Genomic DNA, 25767 nt, shown 5'->3' with positions numbered 1-25767 from the left:
TGGCCGGCAGCGGACGGCTCGCACCTGTGACATCACTGCGGGGGACGGCGCAGGCCGCGTCCGAACCAGCGCATCGCCCGGGGCGCTTTGATCTCGGAGGACTTCACCGCGCCGGGGACGTCGTCGGCGTCGATGACCCCCAGGAGCACGTCCTCCACGACCTGGTCCATGGAGGCCAGGAGGAGCCCCGCCGAGGCCTCCTCGCCGGGCTGGCCGTTGGTGAAGTGACGGGCGGTGATCGTCCCGGACAGGCCGGATTCAATACCGACGTCGGTGGCCAGGTCGGCGGTCATGAGGACCGCGCCGGCTCGTGACAGGCGAGAGAGCTGCGCGGCCAGCTCGGCGGCCTCAGCTGGTTCGGAGTCGGAGCCGCCGAGCAGCTCGGCCACGTCCCAGTCGGAGTGGGCCGAGACGAACTGCTTGACCGCGAAGGCTCCGTTGGAGGAGGGCACCACGGTGCAGTCGAGGTCCAGGAGGGAGCACATTCCCGCCAAGCCATCAGCCCGGTTCAGCGGTGTCATGACGACAGCGACCTTGACCGCCCGGGGAGCCTGGTCGTCGGACTGTCCGGGCACGGAGGAGCTCAGGGAGTCGGTCGCGGCGGCGATCTGCGCCTCCTGAGCGTCGGTGAGCCGGGAAGGCTCGTCGATGTCCTCCGCTCGCGCCTGTTCCCCGCTCAGAGGATGGTAGGTGTTGTGGGGGACGTCGTCGGGACTCACGTGCGCGGGTCCGCTCTCCCCCTCAGCGCCGACCGGAACGGAGCCGTCCTCCGCAGGGGTCTCCTGGCCCAGCTCACGTCGGGTGTCCTGCGGAGCCTCCATGCCTTCGACCGAGAGGTCGTCGGGGATCTCCACGTCGCCCATGAGGGCGGCGAACTCGGCGTCCAGATCGCGCCCGTGATCCTGGCGGTCGTCGCGGCTCTCGTCGGGCTGGGGGGTCTGATCCATCACAGGCTTCCCTTCGTGGATGGGATGGTCTCGACGCGGGGGTCGTCCTCCACGGCAGCGCGCAGGGCACGGGCCAGGGCCTTGAACTCGGCCTCGGCGATGTGGTGGGGATCGCGCCCGGCCAGGACACGCACATGCAGGCAGATGCCGGCGTGGTAGGCGATGGCCTCCAGCACGTGACGCACCATGGAACCGGTGAAGTGACCGCCGATGAGGTGGTGGATGAAGGCCTCGGACTCACCCTCGTGCACCAGGTAGGGACGTCCGGAGATATCAACGACGGCATGAGCCAGGGCCTCGTCCAGCGGAACGCTGGCCTCACCGAAGCGGCGGATACCGCGCTTGTCCCCCAGGGCCATGCGCAGGGCCTCACCGATGCAGATGGCGGTGTCCTCAACGGTGTGGTGCACATCGATCTCGGTGTCACCGGTTGCGCGCACTGTCAGATCGATGAGCGAGTGGCGCCCCAGCGCAGTGAGCATGTGGTCGTAGAAGGGGACGGTGGTGGAGATGTCGGTCTTGCCCGTGCCATCGAGATTGATCTCGACGACGACGCTTGACTCGCTCGTGGCTCGTTCAATGCGGGCGGTACGGCTCATGGGTGCTTCCTCAGCATCGTGTGTCGTGCTTTTCAGCGGAGTGGTTCATAGGTATCTCAATCGATAGCAACCCTACCGGTCCTCGCCTCTGATCGCTGCCGGCGTCCCTCTTCATCCACCAATGGCTGCGAGCAGGGCACGGCGGAGGAGCTCCATCTCAGTGGGCGTGCCGATGCTGGCCCGCAGGAAACCATCGGGGCCGACGACGCGGATGAGGACCCCGGCGTCGAGCAGGCGTCTCCAGACGGCATCGCGGTCCGGGAACGGGCCGAACAGGACGAAGTTGGCGTCCGAGTCGTGCGCGGTCAGCCCCTGGCCGCGCAGCCAGGCCACGAAGGCATCGCGCTCATCACGCAGGGAGGCCACCTGAGCCATGAGCTCGTCACGGTGGGACAGGGCGGCCAGGGCCGCGGCCTGGGTGACGGCGGACAGGTGATAGGGCAGACGCACGACGCGCAGGGCGTCAACCAGGGCGCTATCCGCGACCAGGTACCCCAGGCGCAGACCGGCTGCCCCGAAAGCCTTGGACATGGTGCGGGTGACGGCCAGGTGCGGGTTGACCGGCCCCACCAGCTCCAGGGCGCTGGGCACGCCCGGACGACGGAACTCGGCGTAGGCCTCATCGATGACGACGACGCAGTCACTGGCCCGGGCAGGCGAGCCGATCTCGGCTCCGAGCAGGGGGTCGTGACCGCGGGCCGCCTCAAGGATCCTCCTGATGCCCTCCAGCGGCAGGGCTGTTCCGGTCGGGTTGTTGGGGCTGGCCAGAATGACGACGGCCGGCCGCAGCTCGTTGATCGCGGCCACCGCGGCGTCCACATCGAGAGTGAAGTCCTCCCGGCGCGGTCGCGTGGCGTAGTCGGTCAGTGTGTCACGGGCGTACTCGGGGTACATCGAGTAGGTGGGGGTGAAGGTCAGGCAGATGCGCCCGGGACCGCCGAGGGCCTGGAGCACGTGGAGCATGACCTCATTGGAGCCATTGGCCGCCCAGATCTGCTCAGGGACCAGGTGCGCACCGGACTCGGCCTTGAGATAGTCCGCGAGTGCGGCCCGCAGCCGAGGAAAGTCCCGCTCCGGGTAGCGGTTGAGGCCCCGGGCGGCCTGAGCCACGGCGGTGGCGATGGACTCGATGACAGCGGCAGAGGGCGGGTAGGGGTTCTCGTTGACGTTCAGCCGCACGGGGACGTCGATCTCCGGGGCCCCGTAGGGGGCCTCACCCTCCAGGTCCGGTCTCAGGGGCAGGTTCGCGCTCACGCCAAGAGTCTACGGCTCGGTCCGCTGCCGCGGACGAGGGTCCCGCAGCAGATGGCGCCGGCGGCAGTGTGGCGACAGTGTCCTGCTGGGGGCGTTGTCAGTGCGGCTCGCTGGTCAACATGATCTCCTGGAAGTCGAGGCGGTCCAGGGCGTGCTCCAGGGAGTCGGCTGAGTAGAGGCCCTCGTCGCCGGCGTCGAGAAGGGCCTCGCGCTGGGCTCGGATCATGTCCAGGGCGCGTTCTCGCACGGGTGAGAGCTCGTCGTGGCGCCAGGTGGGGTCGGCCCAGGCCTTGGCAACGGCTGCCGGCGAGACGACGATGTCGTTGCCCTCTCTGCGCACGAGGCCGTGCTGTTCAGTGGCGGGGCTGAGGCTCTCGTTGTTCTCGGGGTCGGGGGCGGCCTGTGAGACCTTGTCCAGCTCAGGCATGCTCGTCGTCGCCTGAACGCCTGGGGTGTCGGGGTCTGCGGCACCGGTGGACACGGTGGGGACGGCGTGCTGGGAGGCGCCGTGGGCACCGACGGAGGCGACGTCGCGGGCGGCGTTGACCAGCAGCGAGATGACGGCGGCCTTCTCCTCCTCGTCGGCGGGTCCGGCCATGGCGGGTCTGACGAGGCGGACCAGTGCGGGCAGTGTGAGGCCTTGGATCGTCAGTGATCCGGCGGCCACGAGCATGGCCACCAGGAGGAGGAAGGCGTGGTGAGGCGCTGTGGTCGGCAGGGTCTGGGCGGCTGCCAGGGTGATGGCGCCGCGCATCCCCGCCCAGACGATGACGGCGCCCTCGCGTGTGCCCAGGGGCTCAGCCGCGAAGTAGTCCAGGTCGGCGCCCCGGCGTCTGACCCGGCTGGAGAGGCGGAGTGCGCGCCTGGCGATGCTCTCGTGGTTGGTCTCTCGGCGGAGCCTGCGCTGAACCTGCGCCAAGGGGCTCCGGTCCCAGGGAACCGGGGGCATCTCGGACTCTCCGCGTACGATGGCCGAGCAGCGGTTCTGGAACTGGTGGATGGCATCCTCGTTCTCCTGCCAGTGGATCGCCCATCGCGCGGTCCGGTGGCTGAGGACCTTGAGCATTGGTGCCACCACGAGGGCCCGGATGACGACGGTCAGGCCTCCGGCGAGCACAGCGACCCCGATGGCCCGGCGAACGCCGAGATCCGAGGCGTCCACCTTCTCCACGATGCCGAAGAACTCCAGCCCCATGACCAGGAAGATGAGTCCTTCCATGGTGAGTTCGACGGTGTGCCAGTTGGTGCGTGAGGCCACGCGGTGGGCCGGCGGCAGCATCCGGGGGCCGCGGTGGCCGGTGATGAGTCCGGCGACGACGGCTGCCACGAGGCCGGAGCCGTGCATGTGCTCGGCTGGGATCGCCGCGAGGAAGGGGACGGTGAAGGACACGACCGTGTCCACGGTGGGGTCGGTGATGTGGGAGCGCACCCGCAGGCTCACCTCACCGACGAGCCAGCCCACGCCCAGGGCCACGAGGACCGCCAGGGCGAAGCCGCCCAGGACGCCGCCGATGCTGACACCGCCGGATGTGGCCGCGGAGACGGCTGAGGACAGGACCACCAGGGCGGTGGCGTCGTTGAGCAGCCCCTCACCTTCCAGGACGGTGATGATGCGCTGGGAGACTCCCAGCCGGCGGGCGATGGAGATGGCCACGGCGTCGGTGGGACTGAGGATCGCCCCCATGGCGATCGCCCAGGCCAGGGAGAGTCCCGGAATCAGGACGGTGAGGACTGCGCCGATCACTGCGGCGGACAGGGCCACCAGCAGGATGGCCAGCACCGCCACCGGCGCGAGCTCGCGTCGGAAGTTGATCGTCGAGATGCTCACCGCCGTGGAGAACAGCAGCGGAGGAAGGACTCCTTCCAGGACCAACTGGGGGTCGAGCTCAATCGCCGGGATGAAGGGCAGGAAGCCGACCGCCGTACCACCCGCCAGAAGGATCAGCGCCGGGGCGACGCCGATGCGGTCACTGAGCTGAGAGGCCGCAGCGATGGCCAAGGTGCCCAGCACGGCGATGATGAGGAGGTCCATGGGCCAAGGGTATCCAAAGCAGTACCGCCTTGATCGTCCGCGCTACCGTGGTTCTGTGACGATCACAGGCCCCGAGGACCCTGAAGGCGCTGAGCGCTCCGCGTACCACGATCTGGTCGACTCGCCCGTGCGTGAGCGAGCCGAGGCCGTCCTGCGCGCGCTCGTGGGTCGCAGCGACGCGCACCTGCGCGAGGACCAGTGGCGGGCGATCGAGGCGCTTGTCGTCGCGCGCCGCCGCGCGTTGGTGGTGCAGCGCACCGGCTGGGGGAAGTCGGCGGTGTACTTCGTGGCAACGGCACTGCTGCGGGAGGGCTGGGCAGGCTGGCGTCCGGGCGCGCCACCGCCCTCCCCCGGTACACCCGGTGGCGCCGGGGCGAGCATCATCATCTCGCCGTTGCTGGCCCTCATACGCGACCAGGTCGCCGCTGCCGAGCGTGCCGGGATCCGGGCCGTGACCATGAACTCGGCCAACGTCACCCAGTGGGAGCAGATCCAGGCCCAGGTGCGCGCAGGTGAGGTCGATGTCCTGCTGGTGTCCCCGGAGCGTCTTAACAACCCGGTCTTCCGGGATGAGGTACTCCCCCATCTGGCTGCGAGCGCCGCAATGATCGTCATTGACGAGGCCCACTGCATTTCGGACTGGGGCCATGACTTTCGCCCTGACTACCGGCGCATCGGCGCCCTGCTGGCGAGTCTGCCGCCGTGCACCCCTGTCCTGGCGACGACGGCGACTGCGAACTCCCGGGTCAGCGCCGACGTCGCTGAGCAGCTGGGAGCATCCCTGGAGGAACGCAGGGCGGGCGGCGAGCAGGTCCTGGTGCTGCGGGGGACCCTGGAGCGAGGCTCTCTCCACCTGGGGGTCAAGGTCCTGCCGGATGCCGCCTCCCGCTTGGCCTGGTTGGCAGCCTACATCGGCCGTACTCCCGGCAGCGGCATCGTCTACTGCCTGACGGTCTCGGCGGCGCTGGAGATCGCCGAGTACCTGCGCACGGCGGGTGTGGAGGTGGCCGCCTACACGGGACAGACCGACGCCGCCGAGCGAGAACGCCTGGAGGAGGACCTCAAGGCCGACCGGGTCAGGGCGCTGGTGGCCACCTCCGCTCTGGGAATGGGCTTCGACAAGCCGGATCTGGCCTTCGTGGTGCATATGGGGGCTCCGTCCTCACCGGTGAGCTACTACCAGCAGGTGGGGCGCGCCGGTCGTGGTGTGGAGCGGGCCGAGGTGATCCTGCTGCCCGGCTCGGAGGACCGGGCCATCTGGGAGTGGTTCGGCTCGCAGGGCTTCCCGCCCGAGGACCAGGTTCGCGTCGTCCTGGACACTCTGGAGGAGCGCAGGGCCGCAGCCGGCGGGGCGACGTCGACGGCGGCGCTGGAGACAGTGACCTCGTTGCGGCGCAGCCGGCTGGAGTCCATGCTCAAGGTCCTTGACGTTGACGGCGCCGTACGTCGGGTTCGCGGTGGTTGGGAGTCCACCGGCCAGCCCTGGTCCTATGACGCCCAGCGTTACGCGAGAGTCCGTGCCGCCCGCCGGGCCGAGCAGGAGGCGATGGTCATCTACGAGGGGCTCGGGGCTGTTCCCGGCCCTGAGCAGGGAGACGTGGCCCCCTGCCGGATGGCCTTTCTGAGGTCGGTGCTCGATGACCCCCTCCTTGAGCCGGGATGGCGCTGCGGAGCCTGCGACCTGTGCGGGGGCCTGGAGCTTCCTGACGCCCCCGACCAGGAGCAGGTCGGTGCCGCTCGTCAGGCGCTCGGGCGCGCAGGGTTCGAGCTGCGGGCACGCCGCCAGTGGCCCACCGGGATGGATCGGCTGGGCCTGGGCCGCCTCAAGGGGCGCATCGGAGCCGATCGTCAGGCGGCGACCGGGCTGGCCGTGGGGAGACTGGATGGGTTGGGGACCCCGGCGGTGCTGCGTGAGCTGGTGGCCTCCGCCTCGGACGGCGAGGTCCCGGTGGCCGTGAGGCAGCAGATCCTTGAGGCGGTGGATCGGCTCGGCGAGATCATCCGGGATGAGCAGGACACCGCCGGTACCGACAGGCTGAGCAGGCCGCTCGCCGTCGTCGTCGTGGACTCCCGCACCCGCCCCCGCATGGTCCGCCGGCTGGGGCACGCCGTGGCCACGCGACTGGGCGCCAGGGCGCTGGGCGTCGTGGGTCTGACCGGCCAGGACCCGCCGCAGCACGATGTGGGCTCTGCGTTTCGCCTGGCACAGGTGGCTCGCAGCCTGACGCTCCAGGGGTGGTCCTCCCAGGCCCTGGAAGAGCTGCAGGACTGCGTGGTGGTCCTCGTGGACGACTGGAGCGACTCCGGCTGGACGCTCACGCTGGCGGCCTTCCTCCTACGGGAGGCGGGGGCGGCGGCGGTCCACCCCTTCGTCCTGGCACAGAGATAGGGGCCGGTGGGGCCTCCTCTACAGGCATCGCCCACCGACCCCAGCGCGCTAGAAACCAGTGGAGACGGCGGCCAGCGCCGGAGCCACCTGGCCCCCGGGAGTCCCGACCTGATCCTCGAGGTAGTACCACCAGAAGGGAGCGCCCCAGGCGTCGGCGCGCCCCAGCGCCGCTCCGGTGACATGCTCGGCGACGGCGGTGCGGGCCGCCACGGGGTCGGAGGCCGAACCGAACCACCAGGGGCCGGCGTTGAGGTCCTGGCCTCCGTACCCGAGCTCGGTCACAGCGATCCGGGAGGAGGAGAAGGCGTCCTCCAAAGTGTTCAGGACCCGATCAGCGGCTGTTCCCAGCGGATGGAGCTGTGGGTAGACGGACAGCCCCACGACGTCGATCTGCTCCCTGATCGACGCGGGGATCTCCCTGGCGGCATAGCTGAACAGGGAGTACGCCGGGTCCGCCTGCCCGAGCTGGTAGTACAGGGTCAGCACCGTTGTGGCACTGGTACGCTCACGCACGACCTTGGCCGCTCGCTGGGCCTTGGCTACCGGCCCACCGCCCAGCCAGTCCCCACCGATCTCATTGCCGACCTCCCAGGCATCGACGTTGGGAAGCGCCTTGATGAGGGCGTTGACCCGTGCGTCCCAGGCTGCGTCGGTCAGGGCGACCATGTCGTGGGAGTCGCAGATCTGAACCAGGGCCTGCCCGCCCTGCGCGTGCAGGGCCTCCACCGTGCTGCGCCAGCCGGCCATCTCCTGGGCGTCATTGGGGTCACCGATCACCAGACGGGCCGACACCTTCCGCTTGCCACCTCCGGGTCCACCGGGAGCCAGGGCGGCGGCCACCTCTGCGGCCGTGGGCACTCGGGTGAAGGTCACCCCGATGACGGCGTCCTGTGGTGCCTGGGCGGCCAGCGCCCGGTCCAGGGCGAGCTGGGCCCCTGCGGCTGACTCCAGGGCGGAGTTCGCCAGGCGGCCTCGGTCCGCCCAGGACTGGGACGTGGCGCAGGCATCCAGAGACTGCTGGGCGGAGGTCCGCAGCGTTACCGCCTCGTCAGCGCCCTTGAGACCATTCGCGGTGGCCCGCTGATAGCGCTCGGCCTGCCGGTCATGGAGGGTTCTGGCCGCCAATTCCAGGAGATCGTGCTCGCCGGAGGCCGGCAGATCCGCCATGAGAGCCGAGTACCCATGACTGGTGGGCCAGGACATGGTCAGTGTGCAGGCACGTCCGGTGGGCACATCGATGCCGATGACACCACCCTCATCCTGGTAGAGGGGGCCAACTGCGATGACCTCCAGGGTCTTGGCATCCAGCAGCGCGTCGTCATAGCCGACCTCGCCCTTGCCATTGGACTGAATGCGTCGCAGCGCCTCGAGACTGAGGGCGTTGCCCTGAGCGTCACTGATGTGAAGCCTCAGATGGGTGGTCGCCCCGTCTCCCCTGGCCGGCGGAGTGACATTCGCGTGCCCGCAGGAGGACACTGAGGCCCCCAGAATCCCGGCGCCCAGGAGCGCCAGTGCCCTTCTGCGATTAGTCTCAAAAGTCATGAAAACATTATTCCAGTCTCTTGAGAGATATTTCGACCGAACGGTCCCATTTCCGTGAATCCGGAACCGCTGAATATCACAGTCTGCGCCGTGGTCATTTCAGTTCCGAGGCCGGCACGAAGGTGTACCCCTCGGCCTTGATACCGGTGACGATCTTCTTCAGCTCGGCCAGCGGGTAGTAGGGGTGGAAGAAGAAGCTGGCGGTGGCGTGAGTGTTGACCAGGTTGAGCTTGGCAGCGTCGATGACCTCCTGAGCCAGGCGCGGCGGGTGCTGGTTGATCTCGTTGGGCTCGAAGTTACCCAGGTTCTCGGGAAGGACGTGGGTCCCGTAGGGGTCGTTGACCGCGTAGGGGAAGAACTGACCGTAGTAGTCGTGAGGACCGGCCTGGGTATTGGTCAGGGTGCCGGCGTAGAGGAGCTCGCGCTCGTAGCGCACCGGGTAGTGCTCGCCGATGCCGTAGTAGGCCTCACGGGTGGCCGAGTAGTGCGGGGTCTCGAAGATCTCCGGAGTCGGCAGGCCCACCTCGCCGAAGACCTGGCGTCCCTGGTCCACGCGCTCGGCGGCCCACGCCTGGGAGGTGCCCGGCAGGGTACCTCCGATCTGGACGAAGGACTTGTCCTCGCAGTCGACGGCGGGGGCCTTGGTGTCGTTGGTGGCCGAGCACCACGAGCGGATGAACTCGAAGTCGTCAGCGGAGACGGCGTTGTAAGGGTTGTCCAGGGTCCCGAACTGGTGGGTGGTGCCGTGCTGGACGATCGTTCCGCCCTTCTTCACGGCGTCCTGGAGGACGGCCACCAGCTCCGGGGAGTCCTCAAGAGTGAGCTCCTTGGGCGTCCCGTTGTTCTCGGTGCCCTTGGGGTCGACGTACTTGGGCACCACCGCCATCTGGAAGGGCACGTTCTCACTGTGGAGGTAGTCGACGATGGCCTGCAGCTCCTCGGGGTCGCTGTCCGGGGTCACGTCCTCCAGACGCACAGCGGCCTGGCGGAACTGCTGGGCACCGGGCTGGAGGAAGTCCAGGAGGATGTCGGCAGCAGCGATGTACCGGTCCTGCTCACCCAGGTAGGTCAGGGGGATCTCACCGATGAAGGTCATTCCGGAGGAGCTGACCGCCCAGGGGAAGGAGCTGGTGCCGGACTGGGCGACGGAGGCGCAGGCGGTGGCCGCACCATCGGGCTTGGAGCACTCGGCGCGCCCGAGGACCTTGACGTCCTTGTCGCGGGTGATGTGCGGAGCGATGATGCCACCGGAGTTGAGCTCGTTGCGCTTCAGGGAGGCACCGTTGTAGCTGATCTTGGTGACCCTGTCGGTGGAGTCGATGTAGGAGCTGGCGGCGTCCCAGCCGTAGCGCTGGGTGAAGGCGGCGCGGTCTGCGTCGGTCTTGGCCAGCTGCCAGATGTTGAATCCGGACCACATGACCGGGATGTTGCCGGTCAGGGCGTCGTCGATGAAGGCTCGCGGCAGGGGCTCGTCGTAGGTGGAGCCGATGTAGACCACGTTGGTGAAGCGACCGGCCAGGCCGGCGACGTAGTCCTTGACCGGAAGGGTCGTCACGGTCCCGGAGTGGCTGGCCAGGGTGCCCATGCTCAGGGCGTAGTACTCCCCCAGCTTGGCGTAGTCACCGGTGGTGTCGAACAGGACCAGGGTCGATGCGGGTCCCGCCTCCTGGTTGGAGAAGGTCACTGCGCCGGCAGGAACGTCAGGCGCATTCTTTTTCAGGTCGCGGATCTGGACCTGTCCTGCGGCGGGCGCAGGCTTGTTGAGATCCACGCCGGCCTGCTTATCGGCCTTGAGGGGGAGCTCCTTCTTGGCCGCGGCGGCGGGCTCTGGCGGAGCAGGGAGCGGGTTCTTGGCCGGGTCGGCGTCATTGGCCTGGGCCCCACCGGCGGGCTTGGCCGCTGCGGCCTGGGCCGCGACCGGGACCTGCGTGCCGGCGGCGGGTGCGGCCTGGGCGGGGCCCACTGAGGCGATGGAACTGCCCAGGCACACCGCGATGGCGGCCAGTGCGCAGCGGCGGCGTCGTGCAGACAGCAGGGTCGGAAGGCTCATGAACACTCCTTGGATGAGGTGGGAACAGGTTCGAACTCGGGAAGGGGAACACCGCGGCCGAACAGGGCGGCGGTGGCGGCCAGGATGCGCTTACAGGCGTGCCCGTCGCCGTAGGGGTTGGCGGCCTGGGCCATGGCCGTGTAGGCCGCCTCGTCGGTCAGCAGGGTGGAGACCCGCTCGACGATGCGGTCCTCGTCGGTTCCGACCAGCTCGGCGACCCCGAAGGCGACGGCCTCCGGACGCTCGGTGTTGTCCCGCATGACCAGGACGGGCTTGGACAGCGCTGGGGCCTCCTCCTGGACACCCCCGGAGTCGGTGAGGACGACGTCGCAGCGGTCGATGAGCGCGCAGAAGGCTCCGTACTCCAGCGGGTCGCACCAGATGATGTTGGCGTGGCCCTCGATCTGCGGCAGGAGGTCCTCGCGAACCTTGGGATTGCGGTGGACCGGCAGCACGAAGAGCACCTCGGGGTGCTTCTCGGCCAGGCGCGCGACGGCACGACCGATGGCCCGCATCGGCTCACCCCAGGACTCACGGCGGTGGGCGGTGACGAGCACGACACGCCGAGAGGCGTCCTTCAGTGCTGCTGCCAGATTCTCGTCCGGTGGCGGGACCCGGCGGTCGACGGCGACCAGGAGCGCATCGATGACCGTGTTGCCTGTGACACTGACGGTCTGCGGGTCGGTGCTCTCGCGCAGCAGGTTGTCCCGGCTGGTGGTGGTGGGGCACAGGTGCAGGGTGGTCACCTGGCTGATGAGCCGCCGGTTGGCCTCCTCGGGGAAGGGTGAGGAGATGTCTCCGGTGCGCAGACCGGCCTCGACGTGGAGGACCGGGACCTCGTGATAGAAGGCCGCAAGCGCAGCGGCGAAGGCGGAGGTGGTGTCCCCCTGGACGACGACGGCGTCCGGCCGATGGGCCTCGATCGCCCGACCCACCCCTTGCAGGCAGCGGTTGGTGATCTGGGTGAGGGTCTGTCCCGGTGAGTGGATGTCAAGGTCGTCGTCGGGCACGATGCCGAAGAACTCATGCACCTGGTCGAGCATCTCGCGATGCTGTCCGGTGACGACGACGATGGGGGCGAAGCGCTGGTCGTCGCGCATGGCGGCCACCAGAGGCGCGAGCTTGATCGCCTCTGGGCGGGTGCCGTAGACGAGCATGACCCTCAGGGGGCTGCCCGTTTGCGTGGAGTCGGTTGTCATGGGGTTCTCCTGGTCGTGTATCGGGAGTGGGACGAAGTGGGCCTCTGTGGTGGTCGAGTCCGATGTCGCCGTGGAGGGGAGGGCCTACTTGTCCTCGATGATCGGGGTGAAGGTGACATCGGAGTCCTCGCAGTAGGCCGCCACGCTTCCGGACCGGTAGGGGGACTGCTTGTCGGCGACGGTTCCGAGCTCCTTCCCGTCCACAGTGATGGTGAAGGCGACCTCTGTCGATTTGGTTGTGTCAATGGTGACGGTGACGTCGTGGCTCTTCCCGGGTGGGTAGACGGGCGTGGAGCCGGACGACAGGAATCTCTGGTACCCCGGGTAGGCGGTGTCCTGCTTGGAGACCTCCCAGCCGTTGGGCTTGAGGGCCAGGGCGTAGAAGTGGTTGTTGTCGGTGTAGTTCCACAGGAGCCAGGCGACCTCCCAGGCATTGGGCTCGCCGTCCTCACGCAGCTGTCTGACGGTGGTCATCGTGGTGTGGATGGTCTGGACGTTGCCCGCCTCGATCTCGACCGTGGTGGAGGTGGCCAACCCGGCGTGGGTCGTGTCATGAGAGTTGGCCGACGTCGGCTTGAGGCGCAGCAGGCCATCGGAGCACGAGGCCTCGCCATAGCCATCGAAGATGATCTCCCACTGGGAGCAGTTCGAGGACTCCGTCTCTCGAGCATGGCAGTACACGGTGACTCCTAGGACCAGTGCCAGGACGCAGGCCGTCAGAAGTACGCGACGCAGGATCCTGCCGCGACGAGAGCCATCGATGGCTCCTGCGTGCTGAGGCGCGTTGGCGGCTGTCATCTCATCTCCTCGTTGGTCAGACTGCTGGCTGGACGGCGGGGTCGGCGCACGATCACGGCGGTGGGGTTCAGCAGGGGGCGGACCGGGACGGCACTGCCCGGGCCTGCGCCCTGGGGAGCCGCAAGGGACTCCACCCTCGCAGGCCCGCTGGGCGGCCGCTGCTTGCTCGGTACCGGTGAGCCCACGGGTGCCGATTCGTTGGGACCGGCAGCCGGCCTGCTGGGCGCGGCCTGCGCTCCTTGAGCAGGCTCCGCCTCCCGAGCGGTCTTGGCCCACCCGGTGCGCCCGGTCAGCTCCCGGGCGACTGCTCGCCACCCGTAGAGGCTGGGAAGGAGCCCGTACAGGACGAACAGATGTGCGTAGCCCACGGCCTTGAGCGGGTTCAGCCCCTCACTGCGCTCGATGCGCCAGTAGATCCAGGCGTATATGAGTGCGGGCCCGAAGGCGATGACGTAGGCCCCGACGAGCCATATCCATGACTGCTCCCATCTGAGGACCGCGGCCACAGCGGCGGTCACCATGGTAATGAGGAAGGACAGGGTCAGCAGGGACCCGGTCAGGAGCAGGTAGGGCGTGAGGATCTGCCAGAGCGTGTCGGCGCGCCCCAGGCCACGCTGCTCGCGGGCGACGGAACGCAGCAGGTGCAGCGCCTGGAGGTTTCCCTGGAACCAGCGGGTACGTTGGCGCATGAGGCGGCGCATGTTCGTCACGCCCTGCTGGTGAACGGAGGCCGCGGGCCAGAACTCGTTGGTCCAGCTGGTGGCGTTGAGCCGGATCCCCAGGTCGAAGTCCTCGGTCAGCGAGCGGGTCCAGGGCCGGGGTCCCAGGGCGTCGAGTGCGCTGAGGCGGACGAACTGGGCGTTACCACCCATGCCGACGCTGTGGACTCGGCGCCGTCCTCGCTGGAAGACCTCGGTGAAGATCACGAACTCCATGTCCTGCATGCGGGCGAGCAGAGAACCGAAACGGTTGTTGATGCGCACCCCCATCTGGACGGCACCGACATCCTGCGGGGCGAAGGCCTTGCGGACCTCCCCGATGGCGTGGGGATCAAGCCTGCCGTCGGCGTCCATGACTCCCACGACGACTCGCGAGGAGGACACCGCGGTGCATCGGGAGCGCACGATCGACAGCGCGTCATTGAGGGCCTCCCCCTTGCCCAGACGGGCGTGGGGAGGACGACGGCGGACCACCTCGACACGCTCGTCGCCGGCCTGGGCGGCCACCTGAGCGGTGTCGTCGTCGGAGCCGTCGTCGATGACCATGATGCGCAGGCCGGGGTCCGGAATCGAGGTGAGCCGCCTGACGCTGGCACCGATGACCTCCGCCTCGTTGAGGCAGGGCATGAGGATGACGATGAGCAGCCGCGCATCCGGATGCGAGGGCCCGCTGTGCCTCGGGGCCCCACGGGAGGCAATGAGCATGAAGAAGGTGTAGGCGAGAGCGACTGCGATCATCCCCAGGGCGCCCCACCAACCGATGCGGTCGAGGATTCCCAGGAGGCTCGAGGAATCGAAGCTCATGGACATGAACGGGGTCTGCGTCCTCATCACGCTCGCAGACTCATCAGGCCGCTGCGCTGCTGGACGTGACGCCCGGCGGTGCGCCCGGGGTGCGGGAGCAGCGCGCGGGCCGCGCCATAGAGGTTGGTCATCAGGAAGAAGGCCAGGATGGCGACGAACACCAGGCCGGCACAGTCGATGAGGAAACGGGCGACGAGAGCGGGAGGGGAACCTGCCGGAGCGACATACCACACGACGAACAGTCCGGTTCCGGCGGCGAATGGGGAGTAGTGCATGAGGCCATCCATCTGGATCCAAGGGGTAGGGCCGGCGCCGACCGGCACCACCGCATGCGGCAAGCAGATTCAGTCGGCACCGACGCCTCGGTGCGGCGCGCCCGGGGGTGACGGGATGTGGGAACTCAGCCCGTCGGGCACGGCGCACCGTGCGTCGTAACCAAATATAACAATAGAGTAACGCTTTGCAACACTGTGCTATTCGACCATGCGATAAGCGGCCTCTTGGAGGTGGCTCACAAGAGCAGGAGATGGCGGCATCTCAACGATTGAAGCATCAAGGACAGCAGGCGCCGCCATCACCCCCACTCCCAAATGCGGCAGTGGATGGTCACGAGTAGGTCACAGAACGATCTCGAAAGGCCTGTTCGGCAGCCTTTTTCACAGTCTCCGGGCGCGGGCCGCCTCACCGTGGGCCGGCAGATCCTCACAGCTCGCCAGGACCTCCAGTGCAGGTGTCATGACCTCCAGAGCACTCGCGCTGTACTCGATGAGCTGGACCGGCTTGAGGAAGGCCATCACGCTCAGCCCGGCCGCGAAGCGGGCGGTACCACCGGTGGGCAGGACGTGGTTGGAGCCGGCCAGGTAGTCCCCCAGGGGCACAGGACTGTAGGGGCCGATGAAGATGGCGCCGGCGTTGCGGATACGACGTGCGACCTCGGGGGCGTCGGACGTGTGGATCTCCAGGTGCTCGGCCGCGTAGGCGTCGGCGACCTCAACGGCCTGCGCAAGGTCACGCACCAGGACGGTTCCCGATTGCGGCCCCTTCAGGGCGGTCGATGCCCGCTCCCGGTGCCGGGTCGCACTGAGCCGGCGCTCGAGCGCCGCGTCAACGGCGTCGGCCAGTTCCGGGGATTCTGTGATGAGGACGCTACCGGCGTTGGGATCATGCTCCGCCTGGGAGAGCAGGTCGGCGGCCACGTACTCTGGGTTAGCCCCGGCGTCGGCCAGGACGGCGATCTCGGTAGGGCCCGCCTCGGCGTCGATGCCGACCACTCCCATAACGGCTCGCTTGGCGGCCGCCACGTAGACGTTGCCGGGACCGGTGATGACGTCGACGCCCCGGCAAAGGACCTCTCCCCCGGCGTCTGCGCGGTCGGTGTCGTCCTGGGCGTCAGCGCCGTAAGCAAGCATCGCGATGGCCTGGGCGCCACCGACAGCGTAGACCTCAGTGATCCCGAGCAGCGCGCACGCCGCCAGGATCGTGGGGTGAGGCAGACCTGCGAACTCGGCCTGGGGCGGGCTGGCCAGGGCGATCTGCTCGACGCCGGCGACCTGGGCGGCCACCGCGTTCATCACCACGCTGGAGGGATAGACGGCCAGTCCTCCGGGAACGTAGAGCCCGACGCGCTCGACGGGGATCCAGCGCTGGGTGACGGTGCCTCCGGGGACCACCTCCGTGGTTCGCTCGACGGGCACCTGAGCGGTGTGCCCGGCCCGGTTGTGGGCGATGGACAGCTCGAGGGCCTCGCGCACCGCCGGGTCCAGGTCGTTGAGCGCCTGGGCGATGGCCGCAGCAGGCACACGCAGGTGAACGGGGCGCACGCCGTCGAAGCGCTCGGCGGCATCACGCAGTGCGGCCGCTCCACGGGACCGGACGTCCTCGATCAGTGGAGCCACTGCGGCCTGGGCCGCGGTGACGTCAAGGGTGGCCCTGGGCAGGGCCTGTGCCAGCTGGCGTGCAGAGAGTCGGGTGCTGCGCAGATCAGTGCGGGTGAGCATGCCCGTAAGCCTACCGGTCACGCACAAGGCGGCCCGGGAGAGCACGTTGTCTCCCGGGCCGTCTCACAACATCTGCGGTTGAGTCAGAGGCTCATCAGGCCCCGCGCACGGCGCGGGCGGCGCCTACCAGGCTGGTCAGGCTCGCCTCGGTCTCGGCGTAGGCGCGGGTCTTGAGGCCGCAGTCGGGGTTGACCCAGACCTTCTCGGCCCCCAGAGCGTCGACGGCCCGCTGGAGCAGGTCGGTGCACTCGGCCTGGCTGGGCACGCGCGGAGAGTGGATGTCCCACACGCCCGGGCCGAGCTGGCGCTCGAAGCCGTGCTCAGCCACCGCGGGCAGGATGTCCATGCGCGAGCGGGAGGCCTCGATGGAGGTCACGTCCGCGTCGAGGTGGTCGACCGCGTCGATGACGACGTCGAACTCCGAGTAGCACAGGTGGGTGTGGATCTGGGTGGCGGGAGCCGCCCCTCCGGTGGCCAGGCGGAAGGAGCCGACGGACCACTCCAGGTAGGCGGGGCGGTCGGCGCGCCGCAGCGGCAGAGTCTCACGGATGGCGGGCTCATCGACCTGGATGACGCCGATGCCGGCGGCCTCAAGGTCCGCCACCTCCGCACGCAGGGCCAGCCCCAGCTGGTCGGCGACCTGAGCGCGCGGGATGTCGTCGCGGACGAAGGACCAGGCCATGATCGTCACCGGGCCGGTGAGCATACCCTTGAGGGGCTTGTCGGTCAGGGACTGGGCGTAGGCCGACCAGGCAACCGTCATGGGCTCGGGGCGGGCGACGTCGCCCCACAGGATGGAGGGGCGGGTGCAGCGCGACCCGTAGGACTGGACCCATCCGTGCTCCGTGGTCACGAAGCCGTCGAGCAGCTCGGCGAAGTACTGGACCATGTCGTTGCGCTCGGCCTCGCCATGGACCAGGACATCCAGGCCCAGGCGTTCCTGAAGGGCGACGACGCTGGCGATCTCTGCGCGCATGGCTGTGTCGTAGGCGGCATCGTCGAGCTCACCCTTGCGCCAAGCGGCGCGGGCCTTACGGATCTCAGCGGTCTGAGGGAAGGATCCGATGGTGGTGGTGGGAAGCTCGGGAAGACCGAGGCGCTCGTCCTGGGCCGCCTTGCGCTCGGCGTAGGGGGCGCGAGTGCGGTCGGCGTCCGTGACGGCGTCGACGGCGGCGCGGACCTCGTCGCGGTGCACGCCCGGGTGGGCGGCGCGCTGCTTGCGCAGGTCGGCGTCCTGGGCGAGCTCTGCGGCGATGGCGTCACGGCCCGTCCCCAGGCCCTTGGCCAGGGTGATCACCTCGCCGACCTTCTGATCGGCGAAGGCGAGCCAGGAGCGGATCTCCGGGTCGATGGCGGTCTCGCGCTCGACATCGTGCGGCACGTGCTGCAAAGAGGTGGAGGTCGCCACCGTGATGGGAGTGCCCTCGGGAAGGCGCTCGCGCAGCTGCTCGAGCGTCTCCATGGCCCGGTTCAGGTCGGTGCGCCAGATGTTGCGTCCTGAGACGACGCCGGCAACGACGGCCTTGCCCTCCAGGGCGGCCAGGTCTCCGGCCTCCGGCAGGGAACCGGCCACGAGGTCGAGACCCACGGCCTCGATCGGGGCCTGCCCGAGCACGGGCAGGGCGTCACCCAGGGAGCCGTAGGTCCCGGCCACCAGGATCTGGGGGCGCTCCACGATGGCGCCCAGCCAGGTGTAGGCGTCACGCACGGCGTCGAGGACGCGCTGACGCTCGACGTTCCAGGAGTCGGAGACCAGGGCGGGCTCGTCGAGCTGGACCCAGGTGGCACCGGCCTCGTGCAGGTCCATGAGGAGATGACCGTAGGCGTGCAGGACGTCGCTGAGCCGGTCCAGGGGGTGGAAGCCCTCGGCGGCCTCATCGGAGGGCTTGGCCATGAGCAGGTAGCTCACCGGCCCCACGACGACGGGGCGCACCTCGATCCCAGCGGTCTGGGCCTCGCGGACCTGATCGGCGATGGCGGTGTCGACGTAGCCGATGGGTGTGGAGGCGTCGATCTCGGGGACCAGGTAGTGGTAGTTGGAGTCCAGCCACTTGGTCATCTCCATGGCCGGGCGGGAGCCCTCACCGCGAGCCAGCGTGAAGTAGCCCTCGATGTCGAGGGCGCCGTCGGCGTCCAGCAGGTCACGGAAACGGGCGGGTGCGGCCCCCAGGGTGGCCGTCACCTGAAGAACCTGGTCGTAGAGGGTGAAGTCCGCCGGGACCGAGGCGGGCTGAGTCAGCCCCAGGTCCGTCAGGCGCGAGCGAGTCGCCCCGCGCAGCTCGGCAGCGGCGTGCCTGAGCTCATCGACGCTCAGGTTCCCCTTCCAGAAGGACTCCACGGCGCGTTTGAGCTCGCGGTCCCTGCCGATGCGGGGGTATCCCAGAATGGTGGCCCCCGGCAGGGGGGCGGAGGGGACCTGTGACTCGGTCACGGCGATCTCAGCCGGTGAGGCGGGGGCGACCGACTCAGGGGTGGCGCTCATGCGTTCTCCTTGGTGATGGTGGTGTGGGGCTGGACGGGGTGGCGGGAAGAGAGTGCTGCACCGGGAGAGCCGCAGCGCAGGAAGGAGGGGCCTCGGCCGGGCGTGGCCTGGAGGTATCCGCGATCGACGGCGTCGCGCACCTCCCGATCGGGCGCGGCTCCGGCCAGGATGCCGCCCAGACGCAGGTGGCTGATGACATCGAGGGCCGGCCGAGTGCGGTTGAAGGTGTACAGGTGCAGTCCGGGGGCCCCGGCACGCAGCAGCGCGGTGGCCAGGTCGAGCGTCGCACCAATACCGCGTTCCACGAGGGTTGCGCCACTGGCTGATCCCAGTGAGGATCGCAGGCTCTCGGGCACACGCACCCCGGTGAGCGCCTCAAGGCGGGTGAGCCGACGCAGGTCGGTCAGAGGGATCACCCCGGGAAGGATCGGGATGCTCACCCCCGCGTAGGAGGCCGCGTTGGTCAGCGCCACGTAGTCGGCCGCGTCGTAGAACACCTGGGTGATCGCCATGTCCGCTCCGGCGGCCTGCTTGGCGGCCAGGACCTCAATGGCCTCGATATGGTCACTGGTGGCCGGGTAGGCGGCCACGGCGATAGTGACGTGACGCCTGCCGTCACCGAAGAAGTCGGCCTCGACCTCCCGGATGACCCGGACGAGGTCGTCGGCGTGGCGCAGTTCCCCGGCGACGTCGTCGGCCCGGGTACCGGCTGGGGGGTCACCGCGCAGGGCGAGGAAGCGCCGCACTCCCATGCGAAGGAAGCGGGTGACGATGTCGACGGCCTCCTGCTTGCGGTAACCGATACAGGTCAGATGCGCCATGAGGGGAATGGTGCTGCACTCCAGCACGTGAGCGAGCACACTCTCGGACGGATTGGTCTGCTCCTGGACCACGCGCACGCGGGGCACGGCCTCACGCTGACCCGCCGCAGGCTCGGAAGGACTCTCCTCATGCCCCGCACCGCTGATCCCTCCTGCGGGGTCGGTCACGAAGGTGGGCCGGTAGGTCACCGAGACGAAGTCGGGCCCGGTGGCGAGGAGCCGGTCGATGCGGCCCCAGGTGGCGGAGGCGGCCTTACCCGGACGCGGGGGGAAGAGCTCCAGGCTGACGGTGGGCAATGGCCGGACGGCTCCGGTCTCAGCGTTACTCAAGCCGTCGCCGCGGCTCCCGGCCGTGGCTGTGGGCTCGGTGGGCTCATTGTCTCGCACATCGTCTCCATCGATCCTGGCTGAAGCACCCGCGTACCGGGTTGCTGCGGCGTCATGGAACCAGGTCTCTCGGCCGCTCTGGATGGTTGAGCGTATCAAACCACGGCTGTTTCCCACCCTCGCCGGCGTCCCACATAGCGAGAATGACTCCGCTCAGTCGCCGGTCCGGTCCTCGCCCCATGTCACCCAGCAGGCGAGCCGTTCCGGCGGAGCCCAGCTCGAGTCCCTGGTGCCGACCTCTCCGGTGGCGGACGAGACCACTAGGGAGGCCAGGTTCGGCTCTCCTCGAGCGGCGCAGTCGTGACTGACCATGGAGAGTAACGGTCCCATATGACGCGGCAGCACGCTCCGTCCGATCGAATCACTGAGCTCGCCGTAGGTGATGACCTCACGGTGCTGAGCGATTTCTATCAGAACGGAGCGTGCTGCGTTGGTGGCCTGGGCCAGCCTCGGGGTGAGCCGGCGCATCCTCTCCCCCACTGGGAAGTAGTCACCGACGGTGATGGCGAGCAGTTGAGACACAGTGCGATGATCCGGCTTGTCCGAGCTCTTCACAAGCTCGTTCCCGCTGGGCCCTCACCCCGAGGCCCGCATGATCAGCTGGCCATGCGACGACGCACCAGGATGAATCCACCTCCCAGGGCGATGGCGGCCACCGCCAGGACGATGGCGGTCATGCTGGCGCCGGTGAGCGGAAGACGGCCGCCACCGGTAGCTGCTGCAGCAGCAGCGGCCTGGCCCTGACCGGCCTGAGCGTTGCCGCCGGGTTTGGCGATGCTGGAGTTCTTCTGTCCAGCACCCGCCTTGGAGTCGGGGGTGTTGGCCCCCTGTGCGTCCTGGCCGGCGGTGCCGGTGGCACCATCAGCAGCGGTGGAGCCGTTGTTGTTCGGGGAGGCAGCGGCGGAGGGCTGGTTACCGCCGTTGTCAGCCTTACCGCCGTTGTTACCAGCGTTGTCAGCCTTGCCACCGTTACCAGCGTTGTCAGCCTTGCCACCGTTACCAGCGTTGTCAGCCTTGCCACCGTTACCAGCGTTGTCAGCCTTGCCACCGTTACCAGCGTTGTCAGCCTTGCCACCGTTACCAGCGTTGTCAGCCTTGCCACCGTTGTTGGCGTTATCAGCGGGGGCGTCCCCGGCACCGGGGACGGCGCCGCCGCCCCAGGCTACGTTGACCAGCGCACCGCGGTTCACGGCGACGTTGGCGTTGACGCCGAGGGTCTTGGCGACGTCCTCAGGCAGAGCGTGGCCGTTGCCGGAAGCGGGGCTGCCCTCCTTGAGGTGGAAGTCCGAGGTCTTGTCCATCGGGTTGGCCGACTCCTTGACGAAGAACGGGTTGTTCTCCGGGGAGCCGTGCAGGTCCAGACCGTTGGACTCCTTACCGGCGGCCTTGACGTTCGAGCTGGCCGTGAAGTCGGAGAGCTTCTCGGCGTTGACCGACTGAGTCTTGCGGTCGGCGCCGTAGTTCCACAGGACCGTGGTGGACAGGGTCTGGGGGTTCTCGTGGCGGTAGTAGGCGTCGTAGTCGATGGTGGAAACCATCTCGTTGGCGTAGACCGCGCCGGAGCCGTCCTGGTTGGCCCCGCCGAGGACCTGGACCATGGCCGAGTAGCGCCACGGGTCCCCGGGCATGGGGGTGGTCTGCTCGGAGGAGAAGATGTTGTTCATCACCGTGGTGTTGGTGGTGTCCCAGCTCAGTCCGTGCTCGGCGCTCCACTTCTGCACCTGAGTGCACACACCCTGGGCGTTGCGGGCGTTGCAACCGTCGGAGCGGGTGTCCTCCTGGACCCACAGGCTGGTGAGAGCGTGGGAGACGGTGTTGTTCCACACGCGGGTGTCATTGGACCCGGAGATGTGGATGCCGACACCCGCCCCGGCCACGATGTTGGAGGCGATGAGGTTGTTGGAGGAGACCTCGTTGAAGATCGCCACCGGGACGTTGACGAAGTAGTTGCCAACGATCTCAGAGTCCATCACGCCCTCGTCGAACCAGACACCCGCAGCCCGGTTCTGGTCATAGGCCGTGGGGTCGGAGATGTCCACGCCGGTGGCCGAGTAGTCCACGGTGTTGTTGGCGAAGCGGATGTTCTTGGAGTGGGTGATCTTGGTGTCGGCCAGGGTGCAGTAGGCACCGCAGTCCTTCGTGATGAAGCCGGAGGTGTTGTTGTTCCTCCACAGGTTGTTCTCCACCTTGGCTCCGCTGGAGTCATTGATGCCGAAGGCGTTGGAGCCGTTGTTCTCGAACAGGTTTTTCGAGACAACCGCGTTGGTCGAGTCGATGACCTGCAGCGCTCCCGCGGTCGAGGAGTAGCGGAAGGTGGAGTTCTCGATACGAGGAGCACCGTGCGCAGCCACGATCATTCCTCCACCGGAGATGGTGCCGATCTCAGGGTCGTTGTAGTCCCAACGCTGCACCGCGGAGTACTTCTCCACCGTCAGCCCGGACAGGGCGATGTTGTCGGCGTTGAAGGACAGCGCGCGAGAGTGCTGAACCACCTCGACCTGGTGCTGGTTGGGGTCGACGCCGATGACGTAGGAGGTGCCCCGGTGCGGCTTGACCTTGTAGCCGGCCTGGTTGTTGTTCGGGTTGTTCAAGGTGACCGGATCGGGGTCATCGACGAAGAAGGTGGACGCGGTGACCTCATCACGGCTGAGCACCTGGGTCAGGGGCTTGCCGTCGACGAACACCTGCTCGGGGTGAGCGGCGATACCTTCCTTGGCAGGGTCGGCGTTGATGGTGCAGACCGTGCAGAAACGGACCATGTCCTTACCTGTGGACCACTTTCCGTCACCCCCCGCACTCCAGTTGGTGGGGACCTCGGCGCCGGTGAGGACCGGCTTGGCCCCCTCGGCCGCCTTGATGGTCACGCCCTTGTCCACGGCAAGCTCACCCTCGCGGTAGGTGCCGTTGGCCAGCTCAATGGTGTCACCGTTGCCGACCTTCTTGAGGGCCGCCTTGATGGTCTGGAAGGGCTTCGCAGCGGATCCGTCTCCCGCGTCCGAGCCTCCTTCGGCTGAGACATGGATGGTGCTGCCGTCCGCAGCAGCGGCTTCTGGCGCGTGCGTGACGGCCAGAACAGGCGCCGACAGCGATAGAGCGAGTATCGCCATCTGGGCGACGATTCGACGCTTCATGGTGTCTCCGTCTCCGTAGTGTGATCAGAACGCCGTTACCCTACCGTGATAAATTTTGTTTAGCATCCGTTATATCCGCTTACTTCCGAGAGAGGCTTCTCTCACCGACGTCACAGTCACGGGCCTGTCTCAGGTGCCACCTGGCCCGACGTGCGCTCCACACCCCCTTTCTGGAAGGATCAACCTATGACGCACGCAACACCCCCGAACACATCGCGGTATCCGAATGTCTCAGTGTCTGGAAGCATCAAGCTCGGCCAGTTCCTCAAGCTGGCCGGCCTGGTGGAGGACGGCGCCGAGGCACGTATCGCCATCCAGTCCGGGGACGTCATGGTCAATGGCGCCACAGAGATGCGTCGTGGGCACCATCTTTCCGGCGGCGATGTGGTCGTCGTCGACCACCCCGCCGGCCAGGTCGGCGCCATTGTCGAACAGATGGGGCCCGAGGACTGACCCCGGACCCCATCTACGGCGACGGCTTACCTGCTCTGCTCCCCGTCGAAGTCGGCAGTACCACCGTCAGCACTGGCGTCGACGTCGGAAGCCGGTTCCCGCCCGACGTCGCCACAACCGCCCTGCTTGTCCTCGCTGGCAGCAGTGGAGGACAAGGTGGTATGCAGCTCGATGGTCTCGACCTCATGAGGCTCGTCGGCGGCCGTGACCGCAGTGGTCACCGAGTCGACCAGGACCTGGTTGGCCAGCGAGTGCCGCAGCAGCATGGGGTCATTGTTGAGGTCCCTGTAGAGCGAGACGCATAGCAGCAGCATGACGAAGACGAAGGGCAGAGCCGAGACGATCGTGATGTCCCGCAGACCAGTGAGCACCTCCGCAGGATCGTCTCCTCCGGCGAGCAACATGGCCGAGGCCACACCACCGGTGGCCACGCCCCAGAAGACGACCGTGAAACGGCTCGGCTCGATCGCACCCTTCTCCGAGAGCCCTCCCATGACGATGGAGGCCGAGTCCGCACCGGTGACGAAGAAGATCGCCACCAGGACGACCGCTAGCACCATGAGCACGATGAGGACCGCCCTGTGCACCGGCATGGCGTTGAGCAGGTCGAACAGGATGGTGTCGAAGTTCACGTCAGGTGTGCCGTCAGCCTTGAGATGGACGAGGGCGTCTGCCGTCCTCCCGGCGCGCTCGGCCCGCTCCTGGAGGCCAATGGCACCGCCGCCAAAGATGGCGAACCAGATGAGAGAGACGACCGAGGGGACGAACATGACCCCGGTAACGAATTGCCGGATGGTGCGGCCGCGCGAGATGCGGGCGATGAACATGCCCACGAAGGGCGTCCAGGAGATCCACCAGGCCCAGTAGAAGATCGTCCAGGAGGACAGCCACTCGGACATGTCCTTATTCCCGACTGCCGTGGTGCGTGAGGCCATGGCAGGCAGCTCATCGATGAAGTCGCCGATTGCCGAGGGGATGATGTTGAGGATGAACAGCGTGGGCCCTCCGACGAAGACGATGATTGCCAGAAGCACCGCCAGTACCATGTTGATGTTCGACAGCCACTGGATGCCCTTCTCGATACCGGAGATGGCCGAGGCGACGAAGCAGGCGGTCAGGACCGCGATAATGGCGACGAGCATCCCCGAACTCACCTTGTCGACGAGATTGGTCGACACCATGCCTCCCCCGATCTGCAGGGCCCCCAGCCCCAGGGAGCATGCGGATCCGAACAGGGTGGCGACGATCGCCAAAATATTGATGATGCGCCCACCGACCCCGTCAATGGCCTGCCGCCCGAACAGGGAGGTGAACATCGCGGAGAAGAGCTGAGAGCGTCCCAGGCGGTAGGTCCCATAGGCCATTCCGAGCCCCACCAAGGCGTACATCGCCCACGGGTAGATGGTCCAGTGGAACAGCGCGGTGCCCATAGCCGTGCTGGCGGCCTTGGCCGTCTGAGGATCGACGGTGTCCGGCGGGGGCGACATGTAGAAGTAGAGCGGCTCACCGACTCCGTAAAAAATCAGGCCGATCCCCATTCCGGTGGCGAACATCATGGAGACCCAGGAGCCAGTGGAGTACTCGGGCTCCTCGGCGTCCCCACCCAGTGGAATCTTGCCGAACCGGGAGGCCGCGACGAAGACGATGAACACGACGAACAGGGTTGATGACAGGACGAACAGCCAGCCGAAGTTGCTGATCGTTCCCCCCAGGGCCCACTTGGAGACTCGCCCCAGCCCGTGCGGATCGACGAAACCCCACACCACGAACGCGATGGTCGCGGTCGCGGCGACGCCGAAGACCACCTTGTCCATTCCCTCACCGATGTCATGAGGCTGGCGGGAGACCGATCTCCTCAGGCGTTCGAGCAGGTGGCGCTGCCGCCGTTTCACGGTTGCCGGGGAGGTCTGGAAGGCCGGCGTGGCGGCCGCCGCGGCCTGGATGTTCTCCCCTGCCTGTTCTGTCTGCGGGCCGGCGTCCCGCTCCTCTTGCTGTGTCATCGTTGGAGGGTTCAGATCCTCGTCACTCATCAAATAACCTCATAGACAATACAGTCACCGACTGCTTGTGGACATCACGAGAGTATCAAGATGAAGACGGGACGACACCTGAGAGCGGGCCGTCACGGAGTTTGCACGATTCCTGGAATGCCGCTTCAGAACC

18 protein-coding genes and 1 riboswitch are annotated in these 25767 nt (G+C 67.8%); of the genes, 2 read left to right on the top strand and 16 right to left on the bottom strand.

The annotated features are described in order from the left end of the window. Positions 1-32: 32 nt before the first annotated feature. The 4 genes from RIV12_RS05660 to RIV12_RS05645 all read right to left on the bottom strand — a co-directional run bounded on the left by RIV12_RS05660 (position 33) and on the right by RIV12_RS05645 (position 4832). Positions 33-947, bottom strand: a complete 915-nt coding sequence (locus tag RIV12_RS05660; protein ID WP_309322761.1) for a hypothetical protein — start codon at positions 945-947, stop codon at positions 33-35. Beyond that, a complete protein-coding gene (gene hisB, locus RIV12_RS05655; RefSeq protein ID WP_309322760.1) occupies positions 947-1546 on the bottom strand; it encodes an imidazoleglycerol-phosphate dehydratase HisB in 600 nt (199 codons plus the stop codon). Before hisB ends, RIV12_RS05660 begins: the two co-directional genes overlap by 1 nt. 111 nt (positions 1547-1657) lie before the next feature. Next, positions 1658-2800: a histidinol-phosphate transaminase gene (locus RIV12_RS05650; protein WP_309322759.1), complete on the bottom strand. Its 1143-nt coding sequence runs from the start codon at positions 2798-2800 to the stop codon at positions 1658-1660. Between the two features lie 97 nt (positions 2801-2897). After that, positions 2898-4832, bottom strand: a complete 1935-nt coding sequence (locus RIV12_RS05645) for a cation:proton antiporter (protein WP_309322758.1) — start codon at positions 4830-4832, stop codon at positions 2898-2900. A gap of 55 nt (positions 4833-4887) precedes the next feature. Between RIV12_RS05645 and RIV12_RS05640 the strand changes: the two genes are divergently transcribed. Continuing rightward, positions 4888-7221, top strand: a complete 2334-nt coding sequence (locus RIV12_RS05640; RefSeq protein WP_309322757.1) for a RecQ family ATP-dependent DNA helicase — start codon at positions 4888-4890, stop codon at positions 7219-7221. Positions 7222-7269: 48 nt separating this feature from the next. On the opposite strand, the gene RIV12_RS05635 is transcribed toward RIV12_RS05640, so the two are convergent. The 11 genes from RIV12_RS05635 to RIV12_RS05585 form a co-directional block, all read right to left on the bottom strand. Further along, positions 7270-8763, bottom strand: a complete 1494-nt coding sequence (locus RIV12_RS05635; protein ID WP_309322756.1) for a Tat pathway signal sequence — start codon at positions 8761-8763, stop codon at positions 7270-7272. A gap of 94 nt (positions 8764-8857) precedes the next feature. Then, positions 8858-10813, bottom strand: a complete 1956-nt coding sequence (locus RIV12_RS05630) for a DUF2334 domain-containing protein (protein WP_309322755.1) — start codon at positions 10811-10813, stop codon at positions 8858-8860. Beyond that, a complete protein-coding gene (gene wecB, locus RIV12_RS05625; protein ID WP_335342696.1) occupies positions 10810-12012 on the bottom strand; it encodes a non-hydrolyzing UDP-N-acetylglucosamine 2-epimerase in 1203 nt (400 codons plus the stop codon). Before wecB ends, RIV12_RS05630 begins: the two co-directional genes overlap by 4 nt. 84 nt (positions 12013-12096) lie before the next feature. Next, positions 12097-12810, bottom strand: coding sequence for a hypothetical protein (locus tag RIV12_RS05620; protein WP_309322754.1), 714 nt, complete (start codon positions 12808-12810; stop codon positions 12097-12099). Then, positions 12807-14360 (bottom strand): glycosyltransferase family 2 protein, encoded by a 1554-nt coding sequence (locus tag RIV12_RS05615; RefSeq protein WP_309322753.1) that lies wholly within the window; start codon positions 14358-14360, stop codon positions 12807-12809. Before RIV12_RS05615 ends, RIV12_RS05620 begins: the two co-directional genes overlap by 4 nt. Continuing rightward, positions 14360-14608, bottom strand: a complete 249-nt coding sequence (locus RIV12_RS05610; protein WP_256695917.1) for a hypothetical protein — start codon at positions 14606-14608, stop codon at positions 14360-14362. Before RIV12_RS05610 ends, RIV12_RS05615 begins: the two co-directional genes overlap by 1 nt. Positions 14609-14989: 381 nt before the next feature. Next, positions 14990-16330, bottom strand: a complete 1341-nt coding sequence (gene hisD, locus RIV12_RS05605; protein ID WP_309322752.1) for a histidinol dehydrogenase — start codon at positions 16328-16330, stop codon at positions 14990-14992. A 94-nt stretch (positions 16331-16424) separates the two neighbouring features. Beyond that, a complete protein-coding gene (gene metE / locus RIV12_RS05600; protein WP_309322751.1) occupies positions 16425-18812 on the bottom strand; it encodes a 5-methyltetrahydropteroyltriglutamate--homocysteine S-methyltransferase in 2388 nt (795 codons plus the stop codon). Further along, positions 18809-20020: a methylenetetrahydrofolate reductase gene (locus tag RIV12_RS05595; protein WP_075418975.1), complete on the bottom strand. Its 1212-nt coding sequence runs from the start codon at positions 20018-20020 to the stop codon at positions 18809-18811. Before RIV12_RS05595 ends, metE begins: the two co-directional genes overlap by 4 nt. Positions 20021-20024: 4 nt before the next feature. Next, a riboswitch (SAM riboswitch) is annotated at positions 20025-20109 on the bottom strand. Positions 20110-20173: 64 nt separating this feature from the next. Continuing rightward, positions 20174-20542 (bottom strand): hypothetical protein, encoded by a 369-nt coding sequence (locus RIV12_RS05590; protein ID WP_309322750.1) that lies wholly within the window; start codon positions 20540-20542, stop codon positions 20174-20176. 74 nt (positions 20543-20616) lie between these two features. Then, on the bottom strand, positions 20617-23151 hold the full coding sequence (locus tag RIV12_RS05585) for a right-handed parallel beta-helix repeat-containing protein (RefSeq protein ID WP_309322749.1): 2535 nt from the start codon (positions 23149-23151) through the stop codon (positions 20617-20619). Between the two features lie 186 nt (positions 23152-23337). Here RIV12_RS05585 and RIV12_RS05580 point away from each other — a divergent pair, with 186 nt between their 5' ends. Beyond that, the gene (locus tag RIV12_RS05580) at positions 23338-23604 is read left to right on the top strand and encodes an RNA-binding S4 domain-containing protein (protein ID WP_309322748.1); all 267 of its coding nucleotides are present in this window, start codon (positions 23338-23340) and stop codon (positions 23602-23604) included. A 26-nt stretch (positions 23605-23630) separates the two neighbouring features. On the opposite strand, the gene RIV12_RS05575 is transcribed toward RIV12_RS05580, so the two are convergent. Continuing rightward, positions 23631-25634, bottom strand: coding sequence for a BCCT family transporter (locus RIV12_RS05575; RefSeq protein ID WP_309322747.1), 2004 nt, complete (start codon positions 25632-25634; stop codon positions 23631-23633). Positions 25635-25767: the final 133 nt, after the last annotated feature.

The sequence above is a fragment of the Actinomyces stomatis genome, from assembly GCF_031292835.1.
Taxonomy (GTDB): Bacteria; Actinomycetota; Actinomycetes; order Actinomycetales; family Actinomycetaceae; genus Actinomyces; species Actinomyces stomatis.
The sequence above is the reverse complement of the archived record's forward strand: the minus strand, read 5'-3'. Positions and strand labels throughout refer to the sequence as shown.